At 69.2% G+C, this 23,423-nt stretch carries 25 protein-coding genes and 2 pseudogenes; 14 read left to right on the forward strand and 13 right to left on the reverse strand.

Features of this window, described 5'->3' with window-relative positions; all coding sequences use genetic code 11:
• Positions 1–10: 10 nt before the first annotated feature.
• Both HBK84_RS11975 and mgtE read right to left on the reverse strand, forming a co-directional pair.
• Positions 11–631 (reverse strand): annotated as a pseudogene (locus HBK84_RS11975) (aldehyde dehydrogenase family protein); the annotation flags it as partial.
• 54 nt (positions 632–685) lie between these two features.
• The gene (gene mgtE, locus HBK84_RS11980) at positions 686–2,047 is read right to left on the reverse strand and encodes a magnesium transporter (protein WP_240919005.1); all 1,362 of its coding nucleotides are present in this window, start codon (positions 2,045–2,047) and stop codon (positions 686–688) included.
• 180 nt (positions 2,048–2,227) lie between these two features.
• Here mgtE and HBK84_RS11985 point away from each other — a divergent pair, with 180 nt between their 5' ends.
• Complete coding sequence (locus HBK84_RS11985; RefSeq protein ID WP_035965755.1) at positions 2,228–2,665, forward strand: PaaI family thioesterase; 438 nt, start codon at positions 2,228–2,230, stop codon at positions 2,663–2,665.
• A gap of 356 nt (positions 2,666–3,021) precedes the next feature.
• Here the strand turns inward: HBK84_RS11985 and HBK84_RS12955 are convergent, their stop codons facing one another.
• The 3 genes and pseudogenes from HBK84_RS12955 to HBK84_RS11995 all read right to left on the reverse strand — a co-directional run bounded on the left by HBK84_RS12955 (position 3,022) and on the right by HBK84_RS11995 (position 4,410).
• Positions 3,022–3,237, reverse strand: a complete 216-nt coding sequence (locus HBK84_RS12955; RefSeq protein ID WP_240919152.1) for a hypothetical protein — start codon at positions 3,235–3,237, stop codon at positions 3,022–3,024.
• 13 nt (positions 3,238–3,250) lie between these two features.
• Positions 3,251–3,391, reverse strand: a pseudogene (locus tag HBK84_RS12960) (hypothetical protein); the annotation flags it as partial.
• The gene (locus tag HBK84_RS11995) at positions 3,334–4,410 is read right to left on the reverse strand and encodes an MFS transporter (protein ID WP_167319011.1); all 1,077 of its coding nucleotides are present in this window, start codon (positions 4,408–4,410) and stop codon (positions 3,334–3,336) included. The gene HBK84_RS11995 and the pseudogene HBK84_RS12960, both read right to left, overlap by 58 nt.
• A 200-nt stretch (positions 4,411–4,610) precedes the next feature.
• On the opposite strand from HBK84_RS11995, the gene HBK84_RS12000 reads away from it, so the two are divergent.
• Both HBK84_RS12000 and HBK84_RS12005 read left to right on the forward strand, forming a co-directional pair.
• Positions 4,611–4,802: a hypothetical protein gene (locus tag HBK84_RS12000; RefSeq protein WP_035965649.1), complete on the forward strand. Its 192-nt coding sequence runs from the start codon at positions 4,611–4,613 to the stop codon at positions 4,800–4,802.
• Positions 4,803–4,893: 91 nt separating this feature from the next.
• A complete protein-coding gene (locus HBK84_RS12005; RefSeq protein WP_167319012.1) occupies positions 4,894–6,225 on the forward strand; it encodes a CynX/NimT family MFS transporter in 1,332 nt (443 codons plus the stop codon).
• Between the two features lie 124 nt (positions 6,226–6,349).
• On the opposite strand, the gene HBK84_RS12730 is transcribed toward HBK84_RS12005, so the two are convergent.
• Positions 6,350–6,661, reverse strand: a complete 312-nt coding sequence (locus HBK84_RS12730) for a hypothetical protein (protein ID WP_206069162.1) — start codon at positions 6,659–6,661, stop codon at positions 6,350–6,352.
• A 548-nt stretch (positions 6,662–7,209) separates the two neighbouring features.
• Between HBK84_RS12730 and HBK84_RS12015 the strand changes: the two genes are divergently transcribed.
• Entirely contained in the window at positions 7,210–7,647 is a 438-nt protein-coding gene (locus HBK84_RS12015) for an NAD(P)-binding protein (protein WP_098054658.1), read from the forward strand.
• Here the strand turns inward: HBK84_RS12015 and HBK84_RS12020 are convergent, their stop codons facing one another.
• From HBK84_RS12020 to HBK84_RS12040, 5 genes are all read right to left on the reverse strand, one after another.
• Positions 7,648–8,904, reverse strand: coding sequence for an FAD-dependent oxidoreductase (locus HBK84_RS12020; RefSeq protein WP_167319013.1), 1,257 nt, complete (start codon positions 8,902–8,904; stop codon positions 7,648–7,650). It abuts the gene before it with no gap.
• Positions 8,901–10,631, reverse strand: coding sequence for a choline/carnitine O-acyltransferase (locus tag HBK84_RS12025; RefSeq protein ID WP_167319014.1), 1,731 nt, complete (start codon positions 10,629–10,631; stop codon positions 8,901–8,903). The genes HBK84_RS12020 and HBK84_RS12025 overlap by 4 nt, the downstream gene beginning before the upstream one ends.
• An 85-nt stretch (positions 10,632–10,716) precedes the next feature.
• Entirely contained in the window at positions 10,717–11,919 is a 1,203-nt protein-coding gene (locus HBK84_RS12030; protein WP_144997720.1) for a PLP-dependent aminotransferase family protein, read from the reverse strand.
• 43 nt (positions 11,920–11,962) lie between these two features.
• Positions 11,963–12,592, reverse strand: coding sequence for a TetR/AcrR family transcriptional regulator (locus tag HBK84_RS12035; RefSeq protein WP_167319015.1), 630 nt, complete (start codon positions 12,590–12,592; stop codon positions 11,963–11,965).
• A 111-nt stretch (positions 12,593–12,703) separates the two neighbouring features.
• Positions 12,704–13,375: a DedA family protein gene (locus tag HBK84_RS12040; RefSeq protein WP_085106869.1), complete on the reverse strand. Its 672-nt coding sequence runs from the start codon at positions 13,373–13,375 to the stop codon at positions 12,704–12,706.
• 106 nt (positions 13,376–13,481) lie between these two features.
• On the opposite strand from HBK84_RS12040, the gene HBK84_RS12045 reads away from it, so the two are divergent.
• The 10 genes from HBK84_RS12045 (at position 13,482) to HBK84_RS12090 (ending at position 21,908) form a co-directional block, all read left to right on the forward strand.
• On the forward strand, positions 13,482–13,928 hold the full coding sequence (locus HBK84_RS12045) for a pyrimidine dimer DNA glycosylase/endonuclease V (RefSeq protein ID WP_167319016.1): 447 nt from the start codon (positions 13,482–13,484) through the stop codon (positions 13,926–13,928).
• Positions 13,929–13,997: 69 nt separating this feature from the next.
• Positions 13,998–15,500, forward strand: a complete 1,503-nt coding sequence (locus tag HBK84_RS12050; protein WP_167319017.1) for a DNA-3-methyladenine glycosylase 2 family protein — start codon at positions 13,998–14,000, stop codon at positions 15,498–15,500.
• Positions 15,497–15,997, forward strand: a complete 501-nt coding sequence (locus tag HBK84_RS12055; protein WP_167319018.1) for a methylated-DNA--[protein]-cysteine S-methyltransferase — start codon at positions 15,497–15,499, stop codon at positions 15,995–15,997. Before HBK84_RS12050 ends, HBK84_RS12055 begins: the two co-directional genes overlap by 4 nt.
• A gap of 12 nt (positions 15,998–16,009) precedes the next feature.
• Complete coding sequence (locus tag HBK84_RS12060; protein ID WP_240919006.1) at positions 16,010–16,804, forward strand: glycosyltransferase family A protein; 795 nt, start codon at positions 16,010–16,012, stop codon at positions 16,802–16,804.
• Entirely contained in the window at positions 16,801–17,346 is a 546-nt protein-coding gene (locus tag HBK84_RS12065) for a hypothetical protein (RefSeq protein WP_240505653.1), read from the forward strand. The genes HBK84_RS12060 and HBK84_RS12065 overlap by 4 nt, the downstream gene beginning before the upstream one ends.
• Positions 17,347–17,693: 347 nt before the next feature.
• Positions 17,694–18,311, forward strand: coding sequence for a class I SAM-dependent methyltransferase (locus tag HBK84_RS12070; RefSeq protein ID WP_167319019.1), 618 nt, complete (start codon positions 17,694–17,696; stop codon positions 18,309–18,311).
• Positions 18,308–19,729 (forward strand): MFS transporter, encoded by a 1,422-nt coding sequence (locus HBK84_RS12075; RefSeq protein WP_240919007.1) that lies wholly within the window; start codon positions 18,308–18,310, stop codon positions 19,727–19,729. The genes HBK84_RS12070 and HBK84_RS12075 overlap by 4 nt, the downstream gene beginning before the upstream one ends.
• 210 nt (positions 19,730–19,939) lie before the next feature.
• Positions 19,940–20,608 carry a hypothetical protein gene (locus tag HBK84_RS12080; RefSeq protein WP_167319021.1) on the forward strand — a complete coding sequence of 223 codons (669 nt, stop codon included), beginning with the start codon at positions 19,940–19,942 and terminating at the stop codon, positions 20,606–20,608.
• Complete coding sequence (locus HBK84_RS12085; protein ID WP_167319022.1) at positions 20,605–21,156, forward strand: GNAT family N-acetyltransferase; 552 nt, start codon at positions 20,605–20,607, stop codon at positions 21,154–21,156. The genes HBK84_RS12080 and HBK84_RS12085 overlap by 4 nt, the downstream gene beginning before the upstream one ends.
• The gene (locus tag HBK84_RS12090; protein ID WP_035965665.1) at positions 21,153–21,908 is read left to right on the forward strand and encodes a class I SAM-dependent methyltransferase; all 756 of its coding nucleotides are present in this window, start codon (positions 21,153–21,155) and stop codon (positions 21,906–21,908) included. The genes HBK84_RS12085 and HBK84_RS12090 overlap by 4 nt, the downstream gene beginning before the upstream one ends.
• Here HBK84_RS12090 and HBK84_RS12095 read toward each other — a convergent pair.
• Positions 21,803–22,618, reverse strand: coding sequence for a VanW family protein (locus tag HBK84_RS12095; protein WP_240919008.1), 816 nt, complete (start codon positions 22,616–22,618; stop codon positions 21,803–21,805). The genes HBK84_RS12090 and HBK84_RS12095 overlap by 106 nt on opposite strands.
• A 118-nt stretch (positions 22,619–22,736) precedes the next feature.
• A complete protein-coding gene (locus HBK84_RS12100; RefSeq protein ID WP_167319023.1) occupies positions 22,737–23,324 on the reverse strand; it encodes a GNAT family N-acetyltransferase in 588 nt (195 codons plus the stop codon).
• Positions 23,325–23,423: the final 99 nt, after the last annotated feature.

Consider the following 23,423-nt stretch of genomic DNA (forward strand, 5'->3'; position numbering starts at 1 on the left):
AGTTGCCGCAGCCCTTCTGCTCCTGGCCCACCAACGGGTTGTCGTCCGGCAGGTCCGCCACGAGGGTCATGAGGTAGAAGTACCCGGGCTGATCCGGTTCGGGGTCCCCGCCGATCAGGACCCGCCCGCCGCCCTGCTTGGCGTCCTCCACCAGGCCGGCCACGATGTCGTACTGCAGCTTGTTCTGCAGCGGACCCAGGACGTTCTGTTCCTCACGGCCATTGCCCATGGGCATCTGCTGCGCCACCCCGACGAGCGCCTCGCACACGGAGTCGTAGACGTCCTCGTGGACGTAGAGGCGCGTGAGCGCGGCACACGTCTCGCCCGTGTTGATGAACGCGCCCCAGAACAGGTCCACGTCCCGCAGCACCACACCGGCATCGTTGCCCCCGAGCTCGAGGGTCAGTCGTGCGAGCCCGTCCGCGGCCGAGCGCATGATCGCCTGGCCGGTCTTGGCGGAGCCGGTGAACATGATCTTGTCCACACCGTCGTGTTCGGACAGCGCCTTGCCCACCTCGCCGCCGCCGGGCACCACGTGCAGGACGTCCGCCGGGAGCACCTGGTTGAGCACGTGGATCAAGCCCAGCACGGACAGCGGGGTGTACTCGGAGGGCTTGACCACTGCGGCGTTGCAGGGCGCTCCGGGCACCGGGGTGAATGGCTCCGGCCTGGGGGTGCTCCCGCTCTAGGCCAGCCCCAGCATCGCCCGGGCGATCAGGAAGTAGACCACGAGCCCGGCGGCATCCACGAACGTGGAGATGAACGGGTTGGAGAACACGGCCGGGTCCGCCCCGATGGCGCGTGCGATCAATGGCATACATCCCCCCACGGTGGCGGCCAACGTGCACAGGGCCAGCAGTGTCAGCCCGATCACCGCGCCGATGTCCCACCCGTAGATCAACCCCACGATCACGAATCCCAGTCCGCCCAACAACAGCCCCAGGCACAGTCCCACGCGCATCTCGCGCAGCATGACCTTGACGACGTCCCGGGTGTGCACATCCCCCAGGGCGAGCGCGCGGGTCAGGGATGTCGCCGCCTGGTTACCCGTGTTGCCGCCGGTGCCCGTGAGCAGCGGGATGAACACGGACAGCACCACGAGCTGTTCCAGGGTGGACTCGAACGTCTCCAACACCCGTACGGTGAGCACGGCGCTGACCGCGAGCACCAACAACCACACCACGCGCGAGCGCACGAGCCGGAACACGGGGGTGGACAGGTACGGCCTGCGCAACGGCTCGGAACCGCTGAGCCGCGCCTGGTCCTCGGACTCGGCGTCCTCGAGAATGTCCAGGGCGTCGTCCACGGTGAGCACGCCCACCAGGCGGTCCTCGTCGTCCACGACGGGCAGGCTGAGCACCCGCAGGGCCGCGCACTGGCGCGCCGCCCGCTCCCGGGGTTCCGTCGCGGACACCCGGTCCGCCTCCTCCATGACCTGTGAGACGAGGGTGTCCGGAGGGGCTGCCATGAGTCGCTGCAGGCTAGTCACGCCCAGGAGCCGCCGCTGCGGATCCGTGACCATGACCGTGTACACATTGCGGGTGCGTTCCAGTTCCCCGCGCACCCGTTCCAGACTCTCGGCGCACGTCAGGTCGGGGTGGGTCGTGACGTACGAGGGGTTCATCCGCCGCCCGATCGAGTTCTCCGGGTAGCCGAGCACCGCCGCGGTGAGCTCGCGCTCGGAGAGCGGTAATCCCTTCAACAGCCGGGTGGCCAGGGCCGCAGGCAGTTCGTCCAGCAGACTCACGCGGTCGTCGGTGTCCAGGGACTCGACGACGCCCGCGACCTCCTCGTCCCGCAGACCCGTCACGAGTTCGCGCTGCAGCGGCGCGTCGAGACGTTCGAACACGGTCACCGCGCGGTCCTTGGCCAGCATCCGGTAGGCGACGGCGCGCTGGCGCACTCCCAGCCGCTCCAACAGGTCCACGACCTCCCCCACCGTGAGCTCCGCGAGCAAGCGCGCCACCTCCGGCAGGTCCTGGCTCCCGATGGCCGATTCGACGGCGCGGAAGGGCCGTTGGACCTTGACTTCGTGGACACGGCTCACGTGCCACCCCTTCCTGGTCATTGGACGGCACCGACGGGACGCGGGAGCCGTTGCCAGCCTGTCAGAAATCGGACGCGCCCGCCCAGTGGTGGCCGCACTCTAGAGTGTTCTCGTATCGCCCCACCCCGTACCCGGGAGTGGTCCTCCAGGCCCGGCCAGGCCCCGCACCGAAGGGTGACCGTGTACGCAGACCCCGCCGACATGACCGCCATCCGTGAACTCCTGCACGAGATCCTGCGCAACGATCCCGCACCCCTGCACCTGGGCATGGACCTCGGTGAGATCGAACAGGGCCGAGTGACCATGTCCATGACCGTGTCCGACTTCATGGCCAACGGCCACGGTGTCTGCCACGGCGGATACCTGTTCACCCTGGCGGACACCACGCTCGCGTACTGCTGCGCGACCGCCGGCTCCCCCATCCTCACGCGCAACGCCGAGATCACGTTCACGGCTCCCGCGCACAGCGGCCAGGTGATCACCGCGATCGCCACGCGCCGGGTGAGCTTCGGCAGGAATCAGATCTGCGACGTCGTCCTGGAGGCCGACGGGCGCGTGATCGCCTACTTCACGGGGCAGGGCACCACCCCGCCGCAGCCCAAAGGTACGGTGAAGTGACGGGCCGGGCACTGTAACGCCCATCGCTGGAAGTTCTCGGGCACGCCGAGGCCACGTTCGACCCCGTGAGGTAGCCTCGGCGTGCCTCAGACTTTGGTGCGGGCTCGCGAATGACGTGCGGATGCGGCGTCGGCACTGGAACGCCGCGCCGTCACCGCATGACAGACCGGAACGGCGCTACACCCGCCCCCGGTGCACGATACGACCGTCGCGGTTCATGCGCTCCTGGCCCAAATTATTGATGTGTGAATTTCCGAGCTCCTACACGAACGCGGTCGAGGACGCCGCGATGAGGTCCAAGACTTGCCTCACGGCGCGGTCCCCGATCCCGTGGATCGCCCCCCGCAGCCCACTGCTCAGGGCACGCCCAACCATGGGGGCCACGGCCGGAAGCGCGTGGTCAGCTCTTCCGCGGTGTGCAGCCGCTGGTAGGCGCCCATTTCCAGGGGGCCGCTGCTCATGTCGTGGACGGTGGTGATCCCCCACGCGGAGAAGTCGGCCAGGGCCACCCGCCTCCCGGCCAGCAGGTCGTCCGGGCCCGTCCATCCGGTGCTCGTCGTAGCCCCACCCACGCACCCACTCCCCCGCCTCAGCTTCCTGTGCGGCCTCGCGGATCGCTTTGACGACATCGCTCGCTCGCGGTGTCACGGACGGCCTGCAGTCCGCCTTCATGGCCAGGCAGGCATACATCCCGGGATGCCCGTGGGACTCGATGAGCCCCGGCATGAGGTAACGCCCACCCGCATCCACGACGGGTGCACCCTCCGGGTGCGAGCGCGCGCGATGGCCGAATAGCGGACCTTGACCGGGAACAACTGGGTCAGGACGGTGCCCACGGGGGCGTACGGGATGGAGGCGAAGCCGAGTCCCAAGATCATGGCCACGGTAATTAGGGCGGTGTCCCGGGTGTCCACGAGCCAGAAAATGGGGAAAGCCACGAGCGCGGCGATCGTGTAGGCGACGGCCTCCACGATGGACGGGGAGGTCTTGTCCGCGACTTTGCCCGCGATGAACATCACCACGATCTGCACCACGGCACCCCATGCGATGGCCGTGAGGATCACGGTGGAGGGCAGACCGAGCTGCTTGGTCACGTAGCTGATCATGAACGTGGTCAGTACGAAGAAGCCGGCGTTACCGAACAGGTAGGTGCCGATACCCACGATCAGGCGACCGGGAGCGGCGCGCAGGGTGTCGGCGACGGGCGCGCTCTGCTTCTCGTGCGGCGTCGCCGACCGAGCGACCTCGGCCTGCTTGCAGTCCTCCGTCTCGTCGATCTTGAGCCGGATCCACACGCCCACGGCGACCAGGACGATGGAGATCAGGTACGGGATACGCCACGCGCCCTCGAGGAACCGCTCGCCCGAGAGGGCCACCACGGCGGCCACGATCATGGAGGACAGGATGGTGCCGGTGGGCGAACCCAGCTGCACCACCGCGCCGGAGAAACCGCGCTTGTGCTCAGGGGCGTTCTCCACGGCCAGCAGGGTGGCGCCGCCCCATTCGCCGCGGACCGCCATGCCCTGCACGAACCGCAGGACGGCCAGCGCGGGGTCCTCGCCGCCGAAGAACAAGGGCGCGAAGACGATGGACGCGGTGGGGCCGAACAGGAAGAAGTCGTACCACTCGAGGGACGTGCCCACGTAGGCGCCGATCAGCGCTTTGCAGGCCTTGCGGGGGTCGTGTTCTCGGGCCGCGGGATGCTCCGCGGTATGGTCCGTGGGACCTTCGGTCGTGCTGGACATGACAACCTCTGGATCAGGGAAGTGGTGCCGTTGCCCCGGGACCCGCTCATACGAGCACCCGGAACAGTGGCCGCGATTATTTATGTGACCAGGGTCCTACACCGGAGCTTTCCGGCGGGCTCAAGACTGGAAGGGGTCCGTCCGAAATTCGCTGCCGCGAGACGGTTGTCGCGTCCCGTGGCAAGTGGTCGAATGAACGCATGAGTGAAAACAGCATCTGGGATGCCCTGGAATCCGCACGCGACAAGGCCAAGGAACGGGAGCAGGAGGAGATGCAGCGCGTCGAGGACGCGGACAACCACGAGCAGCAACGCGCCGCCAGCTCCCGCGTGGCAGCACGCCAAGCCGTGCGCGAGACGCTCGACGACATTCTCGCGCAGCGGGAGGGGTGAGGGGTTCACGGAGGGGGTGAGCCCCCTCCGGCAACCCCGTGCGGCTCGGGGAACGGTTCCGTTCCCCGAGCCGCTGCGCCATCTGATATTGATGCTGGGGACGCACATCGACCGAGGAGTCCCCACGAGCACGCATCACTTCATCCGAGCACGGCTGCCGTGGGTGGTGGCCGGGATCATCCTCGTGGCGCTGAGCTTGCGCGGGCCCATCATCGCGCCCACGCCCGTGATCACGAACATCCAGGCGGACATCGGCCTGTCTTCGGTCGCGGCGGGGCTGCTCACGGGACTCCCGGTGTTCCTCTTCGCCGTGGTCACCCCGGCGGCCTCCGCGGTCATCCGACGTGCGGGCCCCGAGGCCGCCGTCCTGTTCTGCCTCATCGGTGTCCTAATGGGCACCATCATCCGTTCCCTCGGCTCCACGCCCCTGCTGTTGGTGGGCACCGTGGTCATCGGGGCGTCGATCACGATCGGCAACATCGTGATCCCGGTCATCATCCGCCGCGACGTCCCCTGGCGCCAGGTCTCCGTGGTCACCGCCGCCTACTCCGCGGCCCTCAACGTGGGGTCCATGATCACCGCGCTCGGCACCGCGCCGCTCGCCGCCGCCCTGGGGTGGCGCTGGGCCCTCACGGCCTGGGGCGTCCTGGCGCTCGCCGGCATCGGCTACTGGCTCCTGCTTTCACGACGCCGCTCCGGCAGCCCCGGCGACGACGCCTTCTCAGCCGCCCACACGCCGTCGTCCCCCGACGCCCCCGGCCGCGGCGCGGCCCCCAACCCCCACACGCCGTCGGCCCCCGAAACTTCAGAGGCCCCCGCGGAGATGCTGCCGCCAGCGGAACCCGACACCGCTCACGCGACGGGGCGTGTGCGGCGCATCGGCTGGTTGCTCGCGCTGGCGTTCTGCGGGCAGGCCATGGCCTACTACTCGGTGACGGCGTGGCTACCCGCGCTGCTCGCGGACACGCGGGGGTTGAGCTTGGCGAGTTCCGGGGCCTCGGCGTCGCTGTTCCAGGTGGCCGCCGTCATCGGGGCGTTCGGCGTGCCCCTCCTGGCCGCACGGGCGCCCGCGTGGGTTCCGGTGGCATTGATCGGAGCGCTGTGGATCACGCTACCCATCGGCCTGATGCTCGCGCCGGGGTGGTTCATCGCGTGGTCGCTCATCGGCGGGGCGGCCCAGGGCGGCGGTTTCACGGCGATCTTCTCGATCGTCGCCCGCGTAGCCCGCTCCTCCGCCGAGGCGGCGCGGATGTCCGCGCGGGTGCAGGGTATCGGCTACCTCGCGGCCACGATCGGGCCACCCCTGGCCGGAGGTTTGAACACCGCGACCGGGGCGTGGACGGCGCCCCTGCTGTTGGTGCTCGCCGCGACCGTGGTGTTCACGGTGGGCGGGGTGTTGGCGGCGTTCAGGGCGCGGTCGTGAACACCACGACATGACAGCGCGCGTTCCACTGCAGTTGATGTTGCGGATACAGGACTGGGGCCCACTCACGAATGAGTGGGCCCCAGTCATCAGGTCCTGGATCTAGAACCTACGGAACGAGGTCTCAGCGACCCGGGTGGGTGGTGCCGTCCACGTTGGTGGTCCCGGTGTCGCGCACGGTGCTGGTCCCGGTGTCGCGGCGACGATCCGTGGTGTGGTCGACGTGGCGATCGTTGTGGACGGTCTTGTTCTTCTTCAGCAGACCGGCCAGACCCAGGAGACCGGCCAGACCCCACAGGCCGGCGTTGCCGTTGTCGTCGTTGGTCTCCTGGCTCGTGGCGGGAGCCGGGCTCTCCTCGGCGGCGATGGCGGGGGCCGACACACCGGTGAGGATTGCGAGGGACAGGGCAGCGGTAGCAGCGGTCTTACGCATCATTTTGCACTCCTGGCTGGGAAAGGAAGCACCATCATTTGACGGCTTAATAAGCACCCTACCTTAATTGTGTGTCTCCGACGACCGGCCGGTGAGGAATATATGCCGTGGCGGGCCGGGAATAACAGCATGGATATTCGATAAGGTGGCGCATTGATTTCGCATCCTTGGAAATATGGTCTTAACTCGTCTAACGTGCCCCCCATTATGACTTCGCCGCCTCTCGCGGGCAACGGTATGCTCTCTTTATATTCGGGAATAATCGGAGGCGAGTCCGAGAGCTGGATTCTCCTGGCCGGGGCCCGCCGGAACACCGGCGCGTACTGCATCACCCAGGTGAAGCGGCGATTTCCTTAAATTTTCCCGGATACACGCGGGCGAAGAGGATGAATCGGGAATAAATATACGATTTCGTCCTCGCGCCCCCGGCACCGATGATCGTGGAATGCAGAGGGCATTCCCCTACCCCCCTCCGTAACCTCACCCGCCCCGGACCAGCGCGCCCCCTTCCCCGGGTAGTTTCAAGATCAGTTACCCCGGGAGGAGCTCACATGTCCCAGCGCATCGCCATCATCGGCGCGGGAATCGGCGGTCTGACCCTTGCCATCGATCTGCAGCGCAAGGGGTTGGACGTCCGGATCTACGAACAGACCGCTGTCCTGCGGGAGGTCGACGCCGCCGTCCCCCACCACGGCCAGGGTGCGAACCAGTCCATCGAGGACGCGATCGTCCTATCCGACCTACTCTCCAGCACGACCGACTGGGACCATGCGCGTGCCGAGTACGAGCGGCGTCGTCGTTTCCGTACCCGCAAGATCGTGGACGCGTCCGTCACCGTGGGTGAAATGCTCCACCTGCCCGACGGCGCTCGCGCCCGGGAACGCAACACTCGCCTGGCCTCGCCGGACGCCTTCGACCGGCACCTGGACTGGATCCATTCGTTCCGTGCCGATGAGCAGGTCCCGGAAGCCCCGGCCGTGGGTGGGTGATCAGGAAGGGCGTCGCGCCCAGCGCGGCGCCCGCTCCGGCCGCGGTCCTACGCCCACCGCCAACGCCGGGAGCGCACTGAGCCACGGCACCCGCCGCACGACCTTCACGACCCACGACGGCGGCCGCAGGTCCCTGCCCCGGATCGCCGGCATGATCAGTGCCGCGTGCAGGATTCGCTGCATCCCCTGGATGACCACCGTGGGCACCATGCGGCGTCGCTGGATCCGCGCCAACGCACGCGCCTCCGCCCGCCCGGATGCACCGCCAGAACGCAGCAGCGGAGCCAGAATGCTGGCCGCAGCCACCGCGTCCTGCACCGCCAGATTGATCCCGACGCCGCCCACCGGCGACATCGCGTGTGCAGCGTCCCCGATGCACAGGACCCCCGGGGCGTGCCAGCGGCGCAGCCGGTCCAGGCGCACGTCGAGGTGCTTCACGTCCGCCATGGACCCGATCCCGGTCACCCCGGTGGCCGCCTCCGGGAAGAGCTGCGCGGCGTCGGCCCGGAAGGCGTCGAGACCGCGGGCGCGCACGGCGTCGTCGGCACCCTTGGGGCCCAGCTGCGCGACCTGGATGTAGCCGTCGCGCGGGATGCCGATGGCCACCCGCCCCCGGTTCGAGCGCGGCAGCAGCGACTCCCCCACGCGGCGATCGGTGGGCAGGCGGTACCACCAGACGTCGAAGCCCACGGCGCGTTCCCGCGCCGGAAACCCTACGGCGCGGCGGATCACGGACCAGCGGCCGTCGCACGCGATCGTGAGATCAGCCGCCACCTGTCCGGTACCTTCCGGCGATTCGACGACGACGCCACTCACCCGCCCCTTCTCCCACGTCACCCCGGTGACCTCGTGCTCCGTGCGCAGCGAGAACGTGGGTTCGGCGGCGGCCGCGTCCGCGAGCAGGTCCAGAAGATCCCACTGTGGGACCATGGCGATGTAGGGGTGGCGCACCGGCAACCGGGTGAAGTCCACCATGCGCACCGGGCGGCCCTCGGGGTCCGGGAGGTCCACGTGGGTGACCCTGGAATGCGGAATGGCCTCGAAACGATCGACGAGACCGAGATCGTCGAGCAGGGCCAGAGTGGTGGGATGCACGGTGTCCCCGCGGAAGTCGCGGAGGAAGTCCGCGTGCTTCTCCAACACCGTGACCGCCACACCCGCACGCGCCAGTAGGAGACCCAGCACCAGGCCGGCCGGACCGCCGCCGACGATGGCGCACGTGGTGCGAACGGTGGGCGGCTCCGCGGGCGTCGTCACCCCGCCAGCCCCTTCACGAATCCCCAGAACGTTTCCGCGCTCACTGTCAGATTGTGCGCGAAGGCCTCCAGGTCCTCACTCGAGTCCCGGCGGTAGTTCAGGCAGAACTCGTAGCCGTCCGTATGGGTCGTGTACGTGACACCGAAGCCCTCGGGTGTGGTGGGCGCGAACGCGTAGCGCACGATCGGGTCCGGACCGCCGATGGACGTGGTGGACAGGAAGTCGTGGCGCATGGCCGCGATCCCCGGGGAGTCGAAGAACTCGGACAGCTCCCCCGTCTTCCGGGCCATCATGGCGAGTCCCAACAGGTGGCGGTCCACACCGCGGGCGTTCTTGCAGGCCTTGACCCAGCCACGATGTGCGTCCAGGGCCTCCGTGAACAGCTCCTCGGTCGCCTCACCGGTGAGCAGGGCGCGGGCGAACTCGGTGGCCTGCGGGGTCACGGGGCGGAGGCACTCGGTGCGCCCCGCCTGGAACTCACGCATGTCCACCGCTTCATATACACCGCGCGCCGTCCCGTACGTCGCGAGCTGGGCGAGCAACATGATGAATTGCTGAGCGGCGTCGTCGCTGATCTTGAACGGGAGTTCGGCGCGGTGCAGCCGCGGCACGAACACCCGGTGCACGCCCAGCAGCGCGGCCTCCGTGCGGTATTGGGCGACCCGCGCCACGAGTTCGTCACGCAACTGCGGCTCGAGCTCCCACGTGATCGCGGCGGGTTGCGGGGCGTCCGGCAGCGCGGCCTCGTCCGGGATCGTCACGTCCTGCATGGCTCCCGCGACGGCCAGGATCGTGGCCCCGTCCACGGTGCTGTGTTCCACGTGCATGGCCAGCCACGGATCCTCGAGGCACACCTCGTACGTGATCGGTTTGTAGGCCCACGCTTGCCCCACCTCGAACGCGCAGCGCTCCAGGTGCTCCACGACCTCGGCCCGTGCCCCCACGACATTGACCAGGAACATCACGCGGCTGATCCGGTCGTAGATCTCCGCGTTGTGCTCGTTCGAAGTCAACTTCTCCAACAGGGGCGCGGCCGTCTCACTGCCCAGGTAGGACAGCGCCCCGAACGGCAGCTCGGTCTCCCTCGGTTCATCCCGCTCCACGACCGCGCGCAGCCCCGCGGCCACCGTGCGCAGCGGCAGCGGTTGCCGGTCCTGGGTGCTGATCGTCAGCGCGTACAGCCGGCCGCGGTGGATCACGCCGATCTCCTCCGCTGCCTCGGCCGACCCCGACGACGCCGCTCGCTCCGGTCTGCGGATCTCGTCCCGTTCCGCGCGAGGATGCCGCACTCCGCCCGTGAGACATTCCCACTGGGACATACTCACGTCGTTACCGCGGGGGTCCACCTCCTGCGGGGTCTCCCCGCGCACCTGCCGTAGATGCACCCACGCCGCCCGGTAGACGAGTTCGGCCGCCCGGCCCAGCCCCGGGGCGCCGAAGTCCCCCGTGATCTGGAATCCCACGTTGGTGGTCAGCGGCAGGGGTGTGCGCACGGTCAGATATCCGTCCAGCCACTCCCGGGACAACCAACTGCGCCCCTCGGCGTCCTCCGCACGGGCAAACTCCTCGAGTGCCGCTTGCAACCGCGGACCCTCCCCGGTCCGGAACGCTTCCGCATCACGCCGGGCCCGCTCGAGCGCCGCGCCGTCCACGAGGGGTTCGACGGCGCTCAGCATCCGCTGCAGCGTCTCCTCCAGCGGGGGCACGGGAAGGGGTTTCACACTCATGAGGGATCCTTTCGGTCGCGGGAACGGGAGGGTCGGCGCGACGGCGCCCGTGCGGATCCGCCGCGGTGTTCCATGGGGTCGAGGTCTACAGCTCCCCGTAGCGGGCCAGCGCGCGGCCCAGCCGCTGCACGCCCTCGTGGATCACGTCCGGGGCATGGGTCACGAAGGACAACCGCATGGTGGACTCGTCCGGGTCGTGCGCATAGAAGGAGGCACCCGGGACGAAGGCCACGCCTTCCTCCACCGCGAACGGTAGCAATCGGGCGGTGTCGATCCCGTGCCCCAGTCGGACCCACAGGAACATGCCTCCGTCCGGGCGGGTGATGTGAGCGTCCCGCGGGAGGACAGCCTCGAGTTCCGCGTACATGGCCCGCGCCCGCTCGGCGTAGACGGGACGTACGCGCTCGAGGTGCGCCTCGACGTCGGCGGTTGCAAGATACCGCGCCACGGCCAACTGGTCCGGTACGGGCGACTGCAGCCCAATCGCCTGCTTGGCCACAGTGAGCGTGAACTGGATGGGTCCCTCGGAGCGCATCCACCCGATCCGCACCCCCGGGGCGATGATCTTGGACACCGAGTTCAGCAGGATCGTCTGCGCGGACATCCCCGGAAGGGATGCGATGGGGGCCATGGGCTCGCCCGTGTAACACAACTCGCCGTACGGGTCGTCCTCCACGAGCGCGGCGCCGGTGCGCAGCAGGACGTCCGCGACGGCGCGGCGTCGTTCCACGGGCATGCAGATCCCGGACGGGTTCTGGAAGGACGGGATCAGGTAGACGAAGGTGGGGCTGTGCTCGGCGATGAGCCGCTCGAGCTCCTCCGGCACCACGCCGTGCTCGTCCGTGGGGACGCCCACCATGTGCGCACCGTTGAGATCGAAGGCCTGCACAGCCGCCAGGTAGGTGGGCCGTTCCACGAGGATCACGTCCCCCGGGTTGACGAGCGCCTGGGCCACCACGAACAACCCCTCCTGGGAGCCCGTGGTCACCTGGACCTGGTCCGCAGTGGTGGGTAGGTGCCTGCTGACCCGACGCGCCGCTTGCTCGCGAAGTTCCAGCTCACCCTCGCTCGAGGCGTACTGCAGCGCGCGTGCGGGGTGGTTCGCGAATACCCACTCGTAGGCGGCCTTGACGTCATCGACCTCGAAGTACGCGGGATCCGGGACACCACCGGCGAACGAGATCACACCCTCCTTGGACACCACCTCCAACAGGTCGCGCACGGGGGAGGAATCCACCCCGCGCAGACGGTCGGCGATACGGAACGAGAAGGGTTCGAGGGTGCTCATGCGGCCAGTATCCCACCGGCCCCGGAACGGTGAGGGTCCGGGATCACTCACCCAGGGGCGTGCGCGCGCACCAGGCTCTCAGGAGGGCGAGCACGTGACGGTCGAACGCGGCGTCGGCGTCCGTGTCGGGGAGGACCGGACGACTCATCTCGATGGCGATCCATCCATGGACGCCCACCCAGAGCGTGGCACCGATGACCTCCACGGGGAGGTCATGGAAGATCCCCTTGTCGATGGCCCCGCGGACCAGTCGGTACATGGGTTGCATGGCCGTGTTCGCGAATTCCGCGCGGCTGGATCCCCCGGTGGAACCGTCCCTGCGGGCGCCGATGCAGTCCCCCGCCTTGCCCAGGATCACGTTGTACAGCGCCGGGAACTCCAGGGCCCAGCGTCTGCCGGAGCGGGCGAGTGCGCGCATGTCCGCCACGGGTTCGCCGGTGCGCACGGCCATCTCGTGCGCGCTGAGGTAGCTCACGATCGCTTCCTCCCGCACGGCATCGATCAGGGCGTCCCTGCTGCCGAACATGGTGTAGATCGCGGTGGTGGAGCAGCCGTGCTTGGCGGCCAGTGGCCGGAGGGAAACGGACTCGACGCCACCGGCCAGGATCTGTTCGGCGGTGTTCTTAATCAGTGCTTTGCGAGTAATCTCGTTAAATTTTCGGGGTCGGGCCACACGCGCGATCGTACTGGTCAGAGCCTTGTTAGTGCATTAATTATCGAGAATTGTGGGCATCTTAGGGGACAACTGTATCCCAGTTCGCGCTCCCTCGAGGTGCCCCGTGATTCATCCCTCGTGAGCCGAACGACGATTGCGTCGGATCCGCTTGACGACCCACCACACCAGGAACAGCAGGACCGCGATCACCACGATGCGTGAGAACACCCCGGCGTACTGTTCCGCGATGTGCCAGTTCTCCCCCAGGAAGTACCCGGCGAGCACGAAAATGGTGTTCCAGATCAGGGACCCGGCCGTGCTGAGCACCACGAACAGCCAGAACGACATCCGCTCGATCCCCGCGGGAACGGAGATCAGGGATCTGAAGATGGGGATCATCCTCCCGAAGAACACGGCGGCCTTGCCGTGGCGGTCGAACCACTCCTCGGTGCGATCCAGGTCATGCAGATCCACGAGCGGCATCTTGTCCACGATCACGCGCAGGCGGCGTCGTCCCAGTGCGGCGCCGATCCAGTACAGCGCGATCGCGCCCACGACCGACCCCAGCGTGGTCCAGAAGATGGCCCCGCCCAGGCTGAAATTGCCCTGGCTGGCCGTGAAACCGGCGAGCGGGAGGATCACCTCGGACGGCAGCGGCGGGAACAGGTTCTCCAGGGCCACGAGCAGTCCGGCGCCGGGAGCACCGATGGCTTCCATGACGTCCACCACCCACCCCGCGATACCGGAGAGCTGAGCACTCTCGTCGGCTGATGTGGCGGCCAGGATGGCAGGCAGGGACATGAAGGTGTTCTCCGCACGTGGTCGTCAGGGGTGTGTCCGCCATGCTACGGGAGGAATCTTGGGGTCCGCTTGGAGCTATCGGGGCGGTGCGCGATTGAATGGGTCCATGCGTCTGTGGTCAGTTCACCCGTCCCTGCTGGACCGTCGTGCTCTGGTGGCGTGCTGGCGGGAGGGTCTGCTCGCCCAGAAGGTCCTGCTCGGTCAGACCAAGGGCTACACGCGCCACCCCCAGCTGCAGCGCTTCCGCGCCACGAGCGATCCGGTCCTGTCCGTGGCCACGTACCTGCACGGCGTCGCCGACGAGGCCGACCGCCGCGGCTACAACTTCGACCGCACCCGCCTGGCCCGGGAGGCGAGCACACAGCCCATCACGCTCACCGTGACCACCGGTCAGCTGCGCTACGAGTTCGAGTTCCTGCTGCGCAAGGTCCTCGACCGCGACCCCGAGTGGGCGCGATCCGCACTGGGCGGCATCGATCCCCATGCCGCTCCCCACCACCCGTTGTTCGTCCCGGTTCCCGGGCCGGTCGCCGAGTGGGAGCGCGTGAAGTAACCGGTTCGGTCCACCGCCGTGTCCGAAATCCGCTAGCGCCCGGCGCCCGGGCGTGGGACCGTGGGACGCATGCCCCCTCAAGACTCCTCGTTCGACGAGCGCTACCGGGCTGTCGAGTCCCGGGACGGGCGCTTCGACGGGCAGTTCGTGACCGCGGTGCGCACCACCGGGATCTACTGCCGCCCGAGCTGCCCCGCGCGCAAGCCCCACCGCGAGAACGTGCGCTTCTACCGCACGAGCGCGGCCGCCCACGCCGCCGGGTACCGCGCCTGCAAACGCTGTGTCCCGGAAGCCGTGCCGGGGTCCCCGGAGTGGGATCTGCGCGGGGACGTGGTGGGGCGCGCCATGCGGCTCATCACCGAGGGGGTCGTGGACCGCGAGGGCGTGCTGGGACTCGCGCGGCGCGTGGGATATTCCACGCGCCACCTCACCCGCGTGCTGACCGAGGAACTCGGCGCCGGACCGCTCGCGCTCGCCCGCGCCCACAGGGCCCAGACGGCGCGCGCCCTACTGACGCAGACGGACTTGCCGGTCGCGGAGACCGCGTTCGCCGCGGGATTCTCGAGCATCCGACAGTGCAACGAGGTGATCCGCGAGGTGTACGACATGACCCCGCAGCAATTGCGGGCGCGCAGCACGAGCACCGGACCCTCGGGACACGGCGCGGCGAGTGAGCCGGGCGAGGTGGACCTCGCGTTGAGCTATCGCGAGCCCCTGGACGTGCGCGGGCTGTTCGTGTGGTTCGCGGTCCATGCGGTGGACGGCGTGGAGGTCGGGACCCCCGCCTCCTACACCCGCGCGCTGAGCCTGCCCGGCGGCCCGGCCTGGCTGCGCGTGTACGAGCGCGCGGGGCGGTTGCGGTTGCGCACTCGGGTCACGGATCTCGCGGACCTGCCCGTGCTGATCGCCCGGGTGCGTCGGCTCTTCGACCTGGACGCCGATCCGCAGGCAGTGGCCGCCGCGCTGTCCCGCGTCCCGGTGTTGCGCCCGCTGGTCGAGGCCGCCCCGGGGCTGCGGGTCGCCGGTTCCGCGGACCCGCACGAGACGTTGATCCGCACGCTCATCGGTCAGCAGATCTCCCTGGCCGCGGCCCGCACCGTGTTGGGTGCCCGCGCGCGGGACATGGGAGAGCCCGCGCCCTCCTTCGCCACGGGCATCCGGTACATGTTCCCGACCGCAGCGGCCATCGCCGAGCACGGCGTCCAGTTCCTGGGCGGGCCGGCCGCGCGGGTCCAGGCGGTCCTGGGTGCTGCCCGCGCGCTCGCCTCGGGTGATTTGCAGTTGTCCCCCGGCGACGACGCCACTCAGCAACGCGCCGCGCTCCTCACCCTCCCCGGGGTGGGGCCATGGACCGCGGACCACGTGCGCATGCGGGTCACCGGGGACCCGGACGTGTTCCTGATCGACGACGGGGCCATGCGCGCCGGTGCCCGACGGCTCGGGCTCCCGGACACCAAACCCGCACTCGTGGACTGGGCAGGGGCCGCTGCCCCATGGCGCAGTTACGCCACCACCCATCTGTGGGGCCCGCTGACCCCTCCCGCATCCTTCTCGGAAAGTGTGCCGTCATGACATATGTCGTTGAGAGCATTGACACCCCTGATGGTTCCTTCACGGCAGTGGCCCGGGAGGACGGAACCGTCGTGGCCTCCGGATGGACACGCTCGACCGAGCAGCTGCTCGCGCGGATCCGCCCGGCCTTCCGTCCGAAGGAAGCGCAATCCGGCAACGTGCCCGCACTGGAGGCGGTCCGCGCGTTCTACGACGGCAACCTCGACTCCGTCCTGACCGTGCCCGTGGACCTGCACGGCACCGAGGGCCAGCAGGCCGGGTGGGCCGCGCTGCGCCGCATCCGCCCCGGGTCCCCCCTGACCTACACCGAGTTCGCGCGGGAACTCGGCAATCCCCGGGCCGTTCGGGCGGCGGCGTCGGTGTGCGCCCGCAATCCCGTGGCGCTGTTCGTCCCGTGCCACCGGGTGTTGCGTTCGGACGGTTCCATGGGTGGGTTCGCGTGGGGCGAGGCGATCAAGCGTGATCTGCTGCGGCGAGAGGCACGCTCCGCGGCATGACAGACTGGACGGGTGGAACGGGAGAACACCGAGCAACGCATGACCTGCAGCGTGGTCATCCCCGTTCGTAACGACTCTTCCTACCTGGAGCGCTGCCTCCGGGCCCTGCGTGAGCAGACTCGCGACCCGGACGAGATCGTCGTGGTGGACAACGGTTCCACCGATGATCTTTCGACAGTCCTGGACCGCCACCCCGAAGTACACCGGGTGTGGGAACCCGTCCCCGGAGTGGCCGTCTCCGCGGCCGCGGGCTACGACGCCGCCCGCGGGGACCTCATCCTGCGCTGCGACGCGGACAGCCTCCCCTCCCCCGGCTGGGTCGAGCGACACACCGCGGTGCTGTCACGGGCCCTGCGGGATCCGCAGGGGAAGGCCACCGTGGCGGTGTCCGGGATCGCGCGGTTCGGGCCGCGGTACGAGTTGGCCGGACGCATCCTGGGGGCGGCATACATCACAGCCTACCGCCTGGTGGCCGGCACGGCGCTGGGCCACTGGGCCTTATGGGGGTCCAACATGGCCTTCACCCGGGCGTGGTGGCAGCATGTCCGGGAAGAGGTGCACCGGGATCCACGGGTGCACGACGATTTCGACCTCAGCTTCCGCGTCCGTCGCGATCAGCGCGTGATCATGGACCCGGGCAATGTCGCGATCGTGTCCTGGCGGGCCTTGGTCTCCCCCGCTCGGATCCGCCGGCAGCTGCACATGGCCATGGCCACCGTGTTCCTCAACTGGCGCGGTGAACGACCGTGGGTGCGTATCCGGCGACGCGTTCTCTCCGGCCCCCTGGGTCGTGGGGGCAACCGATGACGTCCGAGCAGACGCACAGCGTGGGCGGCGTGGTCGCATCGGCCATGTGCTTCACGGCGATCATCGCGGCGGGTTACTACGCATTGGACGGGCGCCGGGTGGACATGGCCGTCCTACTGCTCGCGGGACTCGGACAGGTGATCGCGTTTCTGTGGTTCCGCACCCAGTACGCGCGGGCCGTGTGCTCGCTCATCATGCTCACCGCCGCCATGAGCGCGGCCGAACAGCTCTACAGCAGGATCTGGTGGTGGGACATCCTCATCCACTTCGTGACGCTGTACGCCCTGGTGTGGATGGCATGGAATCGCGTTCTGACCCACCACCCCCGGGTGCGGGGCCGGGTGCGCGATCGTCCCGCGATGCGGTTCACGTGGTGCGCGGTGGCCGGCTTCGTGATCGCCGTGGTGTGGGAGGTCATGGAACTGTTGGGGTTCCTATTCGCGACACCGGACATCCACATCCCACCCCTGGACACGCTGGGGGACATCGTCATGGGGGTGCTGGGGGCTGCCTGCGTGGGCTTCCACAGGGAACCGCGCTGAGCGTCGTCGTCCCCGGCGGGCCGCGAACGGTCGCGTGCGGTGAGTCCCGACCCCCCAAGTGCCGGGACTCACCGCACGCTTGGGGCGTCGGCGAACAGTATGGAGCCCCGCTGGGGAGCGGGGCGTTCGATCCGGACGCGCGGTCACCGGCCGTGTGCTGGACCAAGGCGGGGGCCGGGGTGCAGTGCTCGGGCGACCAGGCTTAATCATAGTTGTTCACATTTTAGTTGTCCACAATTAGATAGAGACACCAGGTGCCCTTCGCGGTCGCGGCGCGGTACCGGGCCGGTCACGCCCAGCGCGGACGACGTGGCGCGGTACCGGACCGCGGTGGAATTCTGGGACGCATGACCCACGAACACGCTCCCCACCGCACGCCCGAGACCGCTGCCGGCTGGGACGAGCGCTACGGCGCCACGCACATCTGGAGCGGCGAGCCCAACGGCGCCCTGATGGCGCTCACGTCGGACCTCGCTCCCGGCACGGCGCTGGACGTGGGTTGCGGTGAGGGCGCCGACGCCGTGTGGCTGGCCCGACGTGGCTGGACGGTGACGGGGCTGGACGTCTCACGCGTCGCCGTCGACCGCGCTCGGGCCGCGGCAGAAGCCGCGGGGGTCGAGATCACATGGCTCATTGAAGGGTTCGGCGAGCGCCCCCTCGGCCCGTTCGACCTGGTGTCCGCCCAATACCCCGCGGTGCCCAAGCGGGGCGACGACGCAGCGGTGCGCGCGTTCGCGGACGCCGTGACACCGGGCGGGCGGCTGGTGTTCGTGCATCACGAGCTGGATGAGACACCTCACGGTTTCGACCCCGCCGACTACGTGATGCCGGAGGACGTGGTGACGTATCTGACCGGGCAGGGATGGCAGATCGAGACGAACGAGATCCGCGAGCGACACCTGGAACGCGGTGCCGGGTCCGGCCACTCGCGGGACCGGATGGTCGTGGCGCGGCGGGGCGCGTGAACACCTCCGGCGTGGATCGCGCCTCGGTGGGGCTGCGCTCGCAGCGCGGTCCCGTCCTGCTGGCCGTAATGCTCTCCACGGCTCTGGTGGCCCTGGACGCCACGATCCTGGCGACCGCGGTGCCGAGCATCGTGGGTTCGCTGGGTAACTTCGCCCAGTTCCCGTGGCTGTTCTCGAGCTACATGTTGGCGCAGGCGGTGAGTGTGCCGATCTTCTCCAAGCTCTCGGACATGTACGGGCGCAAACCCGTGATCCTCACCGGCGTGGGGCTGTTCCTGGTCTCCTCCGTGCTCGCGGGATGCGCGTGGAGCATGCCGTCGCTCATCGTCTTCCGGGTGATCCAGGGATTGGGTGCGGGAGCCGTGGCGCCCATGGGCATGACGATCGTGGGGGACATCTACACCGTGGCCGAGCGCGCCGCCGTGCAGGGGTACGTGGCCGGGGTGTGGGCGGTCTCTTCGGTCGTGGGGCCCACATTGGGTGGGCTGCTGTCCCAGTTCTTGAGTTGGCGGTGGGTCTTCTTCGTCAACATCCCGGTGGCCCTCGTGGCGGGGTGGCTGTTGCTGCGCAGCTATCACGAGAAGATCGAGCGCGAGGAGCACCGGGTGGACTTCACCGGTGCCGCGGTGCTCGCGATCGCCCTGTCCGCCCTCATCCTCGGCGCGCTGGAGGGCGGCAACGCGTGGGAGTGGCTTTCGGTGCCCACCCTGGTGTGCGGCGTCGTCGGCGTCGTGGGGCTGGCGATCTTCGTGGCCGTCGAGCGTCGCGCGAGCGAACCGATCATCGACCTCGCGCTGGTACGACGCCGCGTGGTCGCAAGCACCACCCTGGTCTCCCTGGGGATCGGCGCGCTGCTGGTGGGGATGACGAGCTACGTCCCCACCTATTTGGAGCGCACGGCCGGGGCCACACCGATCGCGGCGGGAGCGGCCGTGGCCGCCGTGAGCATCGGCTGGCCCGTGGCTGCGTCCACGGCGGGGCGGATCTACATGCGGTGGGGCTTCCGGCGCACCGTGTTTCTGGGCGGTGCGATCGCGACCGTGGGAGCGGCCCTGACCGCCGCGCTGTCGCCGTGGCCGAGCGTGATCGGTATGGCTGTGTGCGCGTTTATCATCGGGCTGGGGCTCGGTTACACCGCGGCGCCGTCGCTGATCATGGCCCAGTCCTCGGTGGAGTGGAACCAGCGCGGGTCGGTGACGGGTCTCAACATGTTCGCGCGCTCCGCCGGCTCAGCCGTGGGGGTGGCGATCTACGGCGCCATCGCCACCAACCTCATCCGTGCCGGTGGCGGTGAGGGCGATCCCGCCACCGTGATCCACGCCTCCGGATGGGTCTTTGTAGCGGCGGCGGGTACCGCCGTACTCATGGCCGCCGCGACACTCGCCGTCCCGCGGGACGAGCCGGGGTCGGTGAAGTGAGCCGCGGGTACCGGCGGGTCGGTGGGGCGTCCACACGGGTCCTGGTACGCCGTCGCCGCCGGGGTCCGCACGACGTCGGCACCCGGGACCCACGGTGGCCTCGGCGCTCGGGGGTGCGACGTCGCCCCCGGGTTTGCCACGCAGCAGGGACGTACCCGGTCCGTATGCCACCTTCTCCCCCACCACCCCTCCCTCCCCTACCCTGGCCCCATGACCTCCTCCATCCGTCACCGCTTCACCGGCCACATCGCCGGGGTCGGCACGTCCTCCGGCACGCGGCTGGTTCTGGGGTGCTGGTCCCACACGCCGCAGGGCCCGTTCGCGGACGTCATGGTCGCCCACCCGGACGGACGCCGCGAACTGCTGGCACCCAACGACTGGGTCGCGCATTTCGTGTCCGACACCTACACCTTCGACACCGTCACCCGCCTCCCCGTGAACGTGCAGCGCACGGGCTTCTCCCGCGCCTCCCGGTGGACGGTCACCGCGGGGCCGCTTACATGGCACTTCAGCGTGGGGCCGCGAGCGCCCCTGGGGTACCTGCTGCAGACGGTCCCCCGACCGATCAGCACCTCGCTGACCTTCGCCCGGCTCACCGATCAGGTGGCCCACCGCGTGATGCCCGGCGTGCGCACCCTGGGTACGGCCGGCAACGACCGCACCGAGTGGTACGCCGCCTACGACCTCCACACCATCACCCACTCCCGCGCCACCTGGGACGACCAGGACCTGGGCCGCCTCACGGATATGACCCCGGCCCCGGACTTCGGTTTCAGCTCCACCCCGCGCCGGCCCAGCCTCACCGCCCTGACCAGCACCGTCCGGGTGCCCGACGCCGCTGCGGTCACCTCCCCTGCGCGGACCCCGGAACTCGGGTGAGCGCCGTCGACGAACCGGCAGAACTGCGTCGACTGAGACCGGAGGACGCGCCGGCGCTACAAGCGCTGCTCGAGGCGACCCCCGATTACACCCGCCGGATCAGTGGACACGCGCCCCTCCCCGGCGACGCCGCCGAGATCCTTTCCGCGCGCCCGCCCGGCCTCGCACGCGAACAGAAGTACGACGTCGGGCTGTTCCGCGGGCCTGCTCTGGCAGCCATGGCCGACGTCATCCGCAATTTCCCCGAGGAGCATCACGCTCACATCGGTCTGCTTCTCGTGCGGCAGGACCACCAGGGAGAGGGCCTGGGGCGGGCGATGCATGATGCCGTCACGAACCTCGTGAGCGGCTGGCCCGAGGTGACCACCCTGCGCCTGGGGATCGTGGAGACCAACGCGGCGAGCGCCGTCGGCTTCTGGAAGGCTCTGGGGTACGAGCCCACGGGCGAGACAGCGCCGTACGAGAACGACGAGGTGCGCAGCCGTGTGACCTTGTGGGAACGACCGGTACACCCGACCCCGCCATCCCATGAGAGGACCGCCACATGACCCGGAACTGGTTCGAGCAGGGCGGAGGGAACTACGCCGCGCACCGCCCCGATTACCCCGCGGAGCTGGGCGCGGAACTGGCACGGATCGCCCCGCGGCGGGGCACCGCGGTGGACGTGGGCTGTGGGACAGGCCAGCTCACGGGCTTGCTGGCCGAACACTTCACGCACGTGATCGGCGTGGACCCCGGTGAGGATCAACTCGCTCATGCCGCCCCCGTACGCGGCGTCGACTACGCGCGCGGGACGGCGGAGGACCTGCCCGTGGCCGACGGCCGCGCCGATCTCGTGACCGCGGCCCAGGCCGCACACTGGTTCGACCTGCCGGCTTTCTACACGCAGGCACGCCGCATCGCGGCCCCCGGCGCCGTCCTCGCACTCATCAGCTACGGCGTGGTGGAGGTGGAGCCGGGCCTGCGGGAACGTTTCGAGCGGTTCTACTGGCGCGAGATCGGCCCGTTCTGGCCGCCCGAGCGCCGCCTCGTGGAGACCGGGTACCGGGACATCGACTTCCCCTTCCCGCAGGTCCCGGTGGCCGCGCTGTTTATCCGGCGATCCTGGCCGCTCGATGCCTTCCTGGACTACCTGGGCACGTGGTCCGCGGTGCGCAACGCCGCGGAGTCCGGGCACGACGACGTTCTGCGCCATTACGCCGCCGACCTCACCGAGGCGTGGGGCGAACCGTCTCGGCCGCGCGACGTCGTCTGGCCCATCACTGTGCGGGCGGGCAGGCTGGACGGGGAGTCCCGATAGGTGCCGCCCGTGCGCTTGGACCGGGTCTCCCGCCGCACCACGTTGTGCCGGCGCACCTGCTCCTCACCCGTCGCGGGATCCGTGACGCGGTAGAAGTACGCCTCGTCCTCGCGGATGTGGAACTTCTCCGGCCAGGTGTCGTCCGAAAGCAGCTGACCGCGCAGGTACTCGTCGTCCACGTACACGCGGAGCTGGTAGCTCTGCCCGGTGTCGTTGCGCAGCCGGTAGTCCAGGAAGTTGTAGATGATGGACGTCCCGGTCCCGAACGGGATCTGGCGTTTGAAGTCGGGGAACAGGTCCAATCCGCTGTGGTGGTGGTGTTCCACCACGGTCAGTGGCGAGTGCAGCGCCATCCAGTGCAGCAGGTTGGTGAACTGGCACATGCCCCCGCCGATCCCCACGTCCGCGTGGTCACCGTTGATCACCACACCCGGCAGGTAGCCGCGGGAACGCGTGGGATTGCCCACGAGCCGCCAGAAGGAGAACGTCTGCCCCGGGCGGATTACGATCCCGTCCACGAGCGGCGCGGACAGTTCCAGCGAGCGTGCCTTGCCCTCCTGCAGGTCCAGCTCGGTGTTGCCGAGCGTGCGCCGGATGAGTGAGTTGTGACGGTAGACCTTCACGGGCAGGTCCTCGGCCGAACGCTCGGCGGCGAACGCCCCGCGTCTGCCGAGGTCCCTCGCGCGCCGCTGCCATCTCTGACGCTCCACCGCAATGCGTTAGGCCAGTGGGGAGATCTCCGAGAAGAGTTTGCGTCTCATGGACCCAGCGTAAGAACGACCATAGTGATTCGCAATAGCAAACAAACGTTTTTAGTGAGCCTCTCCCTCAGCGTCGCGCGACCCGCGCCTCGAGTCCCGCCTTCACCGAGGGCCACTCGTGCTCGAGCACCGAGTACACCACGGTGTCCCGCAGCGCGCCGTTGCGCTCCAACCGGTCCGCGCGCAGCACACCGTCCAGCCGAGCACCGAGGCGCTCGATCGCTGCCCGGGACTGCTGATTGGCCCAGCTCGTCTCATAACGCACGCACCGGCACCCGAGCTCCTCGAACGCGTGGGTCATGAGCAGCAGCTTGGACTCCGCATTCGTCCCCGTCCGGTGGGTGGATGCCCGGTTCCACGTGTGGCCCACGCTCACGCGCGGCACACCCCACTGCGGGTCGTAGAACGTGGTCATCCCGAGCACGGCGTCGTCGGCCTGCCGCACGGTCACGAAGGGCAGCATGAATCCCTCGTCCTGCCACGTGAGCCACTTTTCCACGGCCGCGGCCATGCCGCCCGGGTCCGCCACGCTCGTGTACCAGCGCTCCCACATGCGCCCGTCCTCGGTGGCCTCGATCAGCCCGTCCAGGTGCTCGCGGCTGAGGGGTTCCAGGCGGACCAGCCGCCCGCGCAGTGTCACCGGTGTCCACGTCATGGGATCACTGTCTCACGACGACGCCGCGCGGCCCGCGGGCGCGGCCCGCGGGCGCAGCCCCTGACGGGTTCACAACCCCGCAGGACAGCGACTGCCTCC

The organism is Kocuria sp. KD4 (assembly GCF_011769905.1).
GTDB classification, from domain to species: domain Bacteria; phylum Actinomycetota; class Actinomycetes; order Actinomycetales; family Micrococcaceae; genus Kocuria; species Kocuria marina.

What these genes read in the sequence shown, in the direction of transcription:
- HBK84_RS12055 (WP_167319018.1), top strand. Translation starts at nt 15,497, where the DNA reads ATGACATATGTCGTTGAGAGCATTGACACCCCTGATGGTTCCTTCACG.
- HBK84_RS12730 (WP_206069162.1), bottom strand. Translation starts at nt 6,661, where the DNA reads ATGATGCGTAAGACCGCTGCTACCGCTGCCCTGTCCCTCGCAATCCTC.
- HBK84_RS12040 (WP_085106869.1), bottom strand. Translation starts at nt 13,375, where the DNA reads ATGTCCCTGCCTGCCATCCTGGCCGCCACATCAGCCGACGAGAGTGCT.
- HBK84_RS12025 (WP_167319014.1), bottom strand. Translation starts at nt 10,631, where the DNA reads ATGAGTGTGAAACCCCTTCCCGTGCCCCCGCTGGAGGAGACGCTGCAG.
- HBK84_RS12065 (WP_240505653.1), top strand. Translation starts at nt 16,801, where the DNA reads ATGACGTCCGAGCAGACGCACAGCGTGGGCGGCGTGGTCGCATCGGCC.
- HBK84_RS12005 (WP_167319012.1), top strand. Translation starts at nt 4,894, where the DNA reads ATGCTGGGGACGCACATCGACCGAGGAGTCCCCACGAGCACGCATCAC.
- HBK84_RS12090 (WP_035965665.1), top strand. Translation starts at nt 21,153, where the DNA reads ATGACCCGGAACTGGTTCGAGCAGGGCGGAGGGAACTACGCCGCGCAC.
- HBK84_RS12045 (WP_167319016.1), top strand. Translation starts at nt 13,482, where the DNA reads ATGCGTCTGTGGTCAGTTCACCCGTCCCTGCTGGACCGTCGTGCTCTG.
- HBK84_RS12030 (WP_144997720.1), bottom strand. Translation starts at nt 11,919, where the DNA reads ATGAGCACCCTCGAACCCTTCTCGTTCCGTATCGCCGACCGTCTGCGC.
- HBK84_RS11995 (WP_167319011.1), bottom strand. Translation starts at nt 4,410, where the DNA reads ATGTCCAGCACGACCGAAGGTCCCACGGACCATACCGCGGAGCATCCC.
- HBK84_RS12100 (WP_167319023.1), bottom strand. Translation starts at nt 23,324, where the DNA reads ATGACGTGGACACCGGTGACACTGCGCGGGCGGCTGGTCCGCCTGGAA.
- HBK84_RS12080 (WP_167319021.1), top strand. Translation starts at nt 19,940, where the DNA reads ATGACCTCCTCCATCCGTCACCGCTTCACCGGCCACATCGCCGGGGTC.
- HBK84_RS12070 (WP_167319019.1), top strand. Translation starts at nt 17,694, where the DNA reads ATGACCCACGAACACGCTCCCCACCGCACGCCCGAGACCGCTGCCGGC.
- HBK84_RS12015 (WP_098054658.1), top strand. Translation starts at nt 7,210, where the DNA reads ATGTCCCAGCGCATCGCCATCATCGGCGCGGGAATCGGCGGTCTGACC.
- HBK84_RS12000 (WP_035965649.1), top strand. Translation starts at nt 4,611, where the DNA reads ATGAGTGAAAACAGCATCTGGGATGCCCTGGAATCCGCACGCGACAAG.
- HBK84_RS12050 (WP_167319017.1), top strand. Translation starts at nt 13,998, where the DNA reads ATGCCCCCTCAAGACTCCTCGTTCGACGAGCGCTACCGGGCTGTCGAG.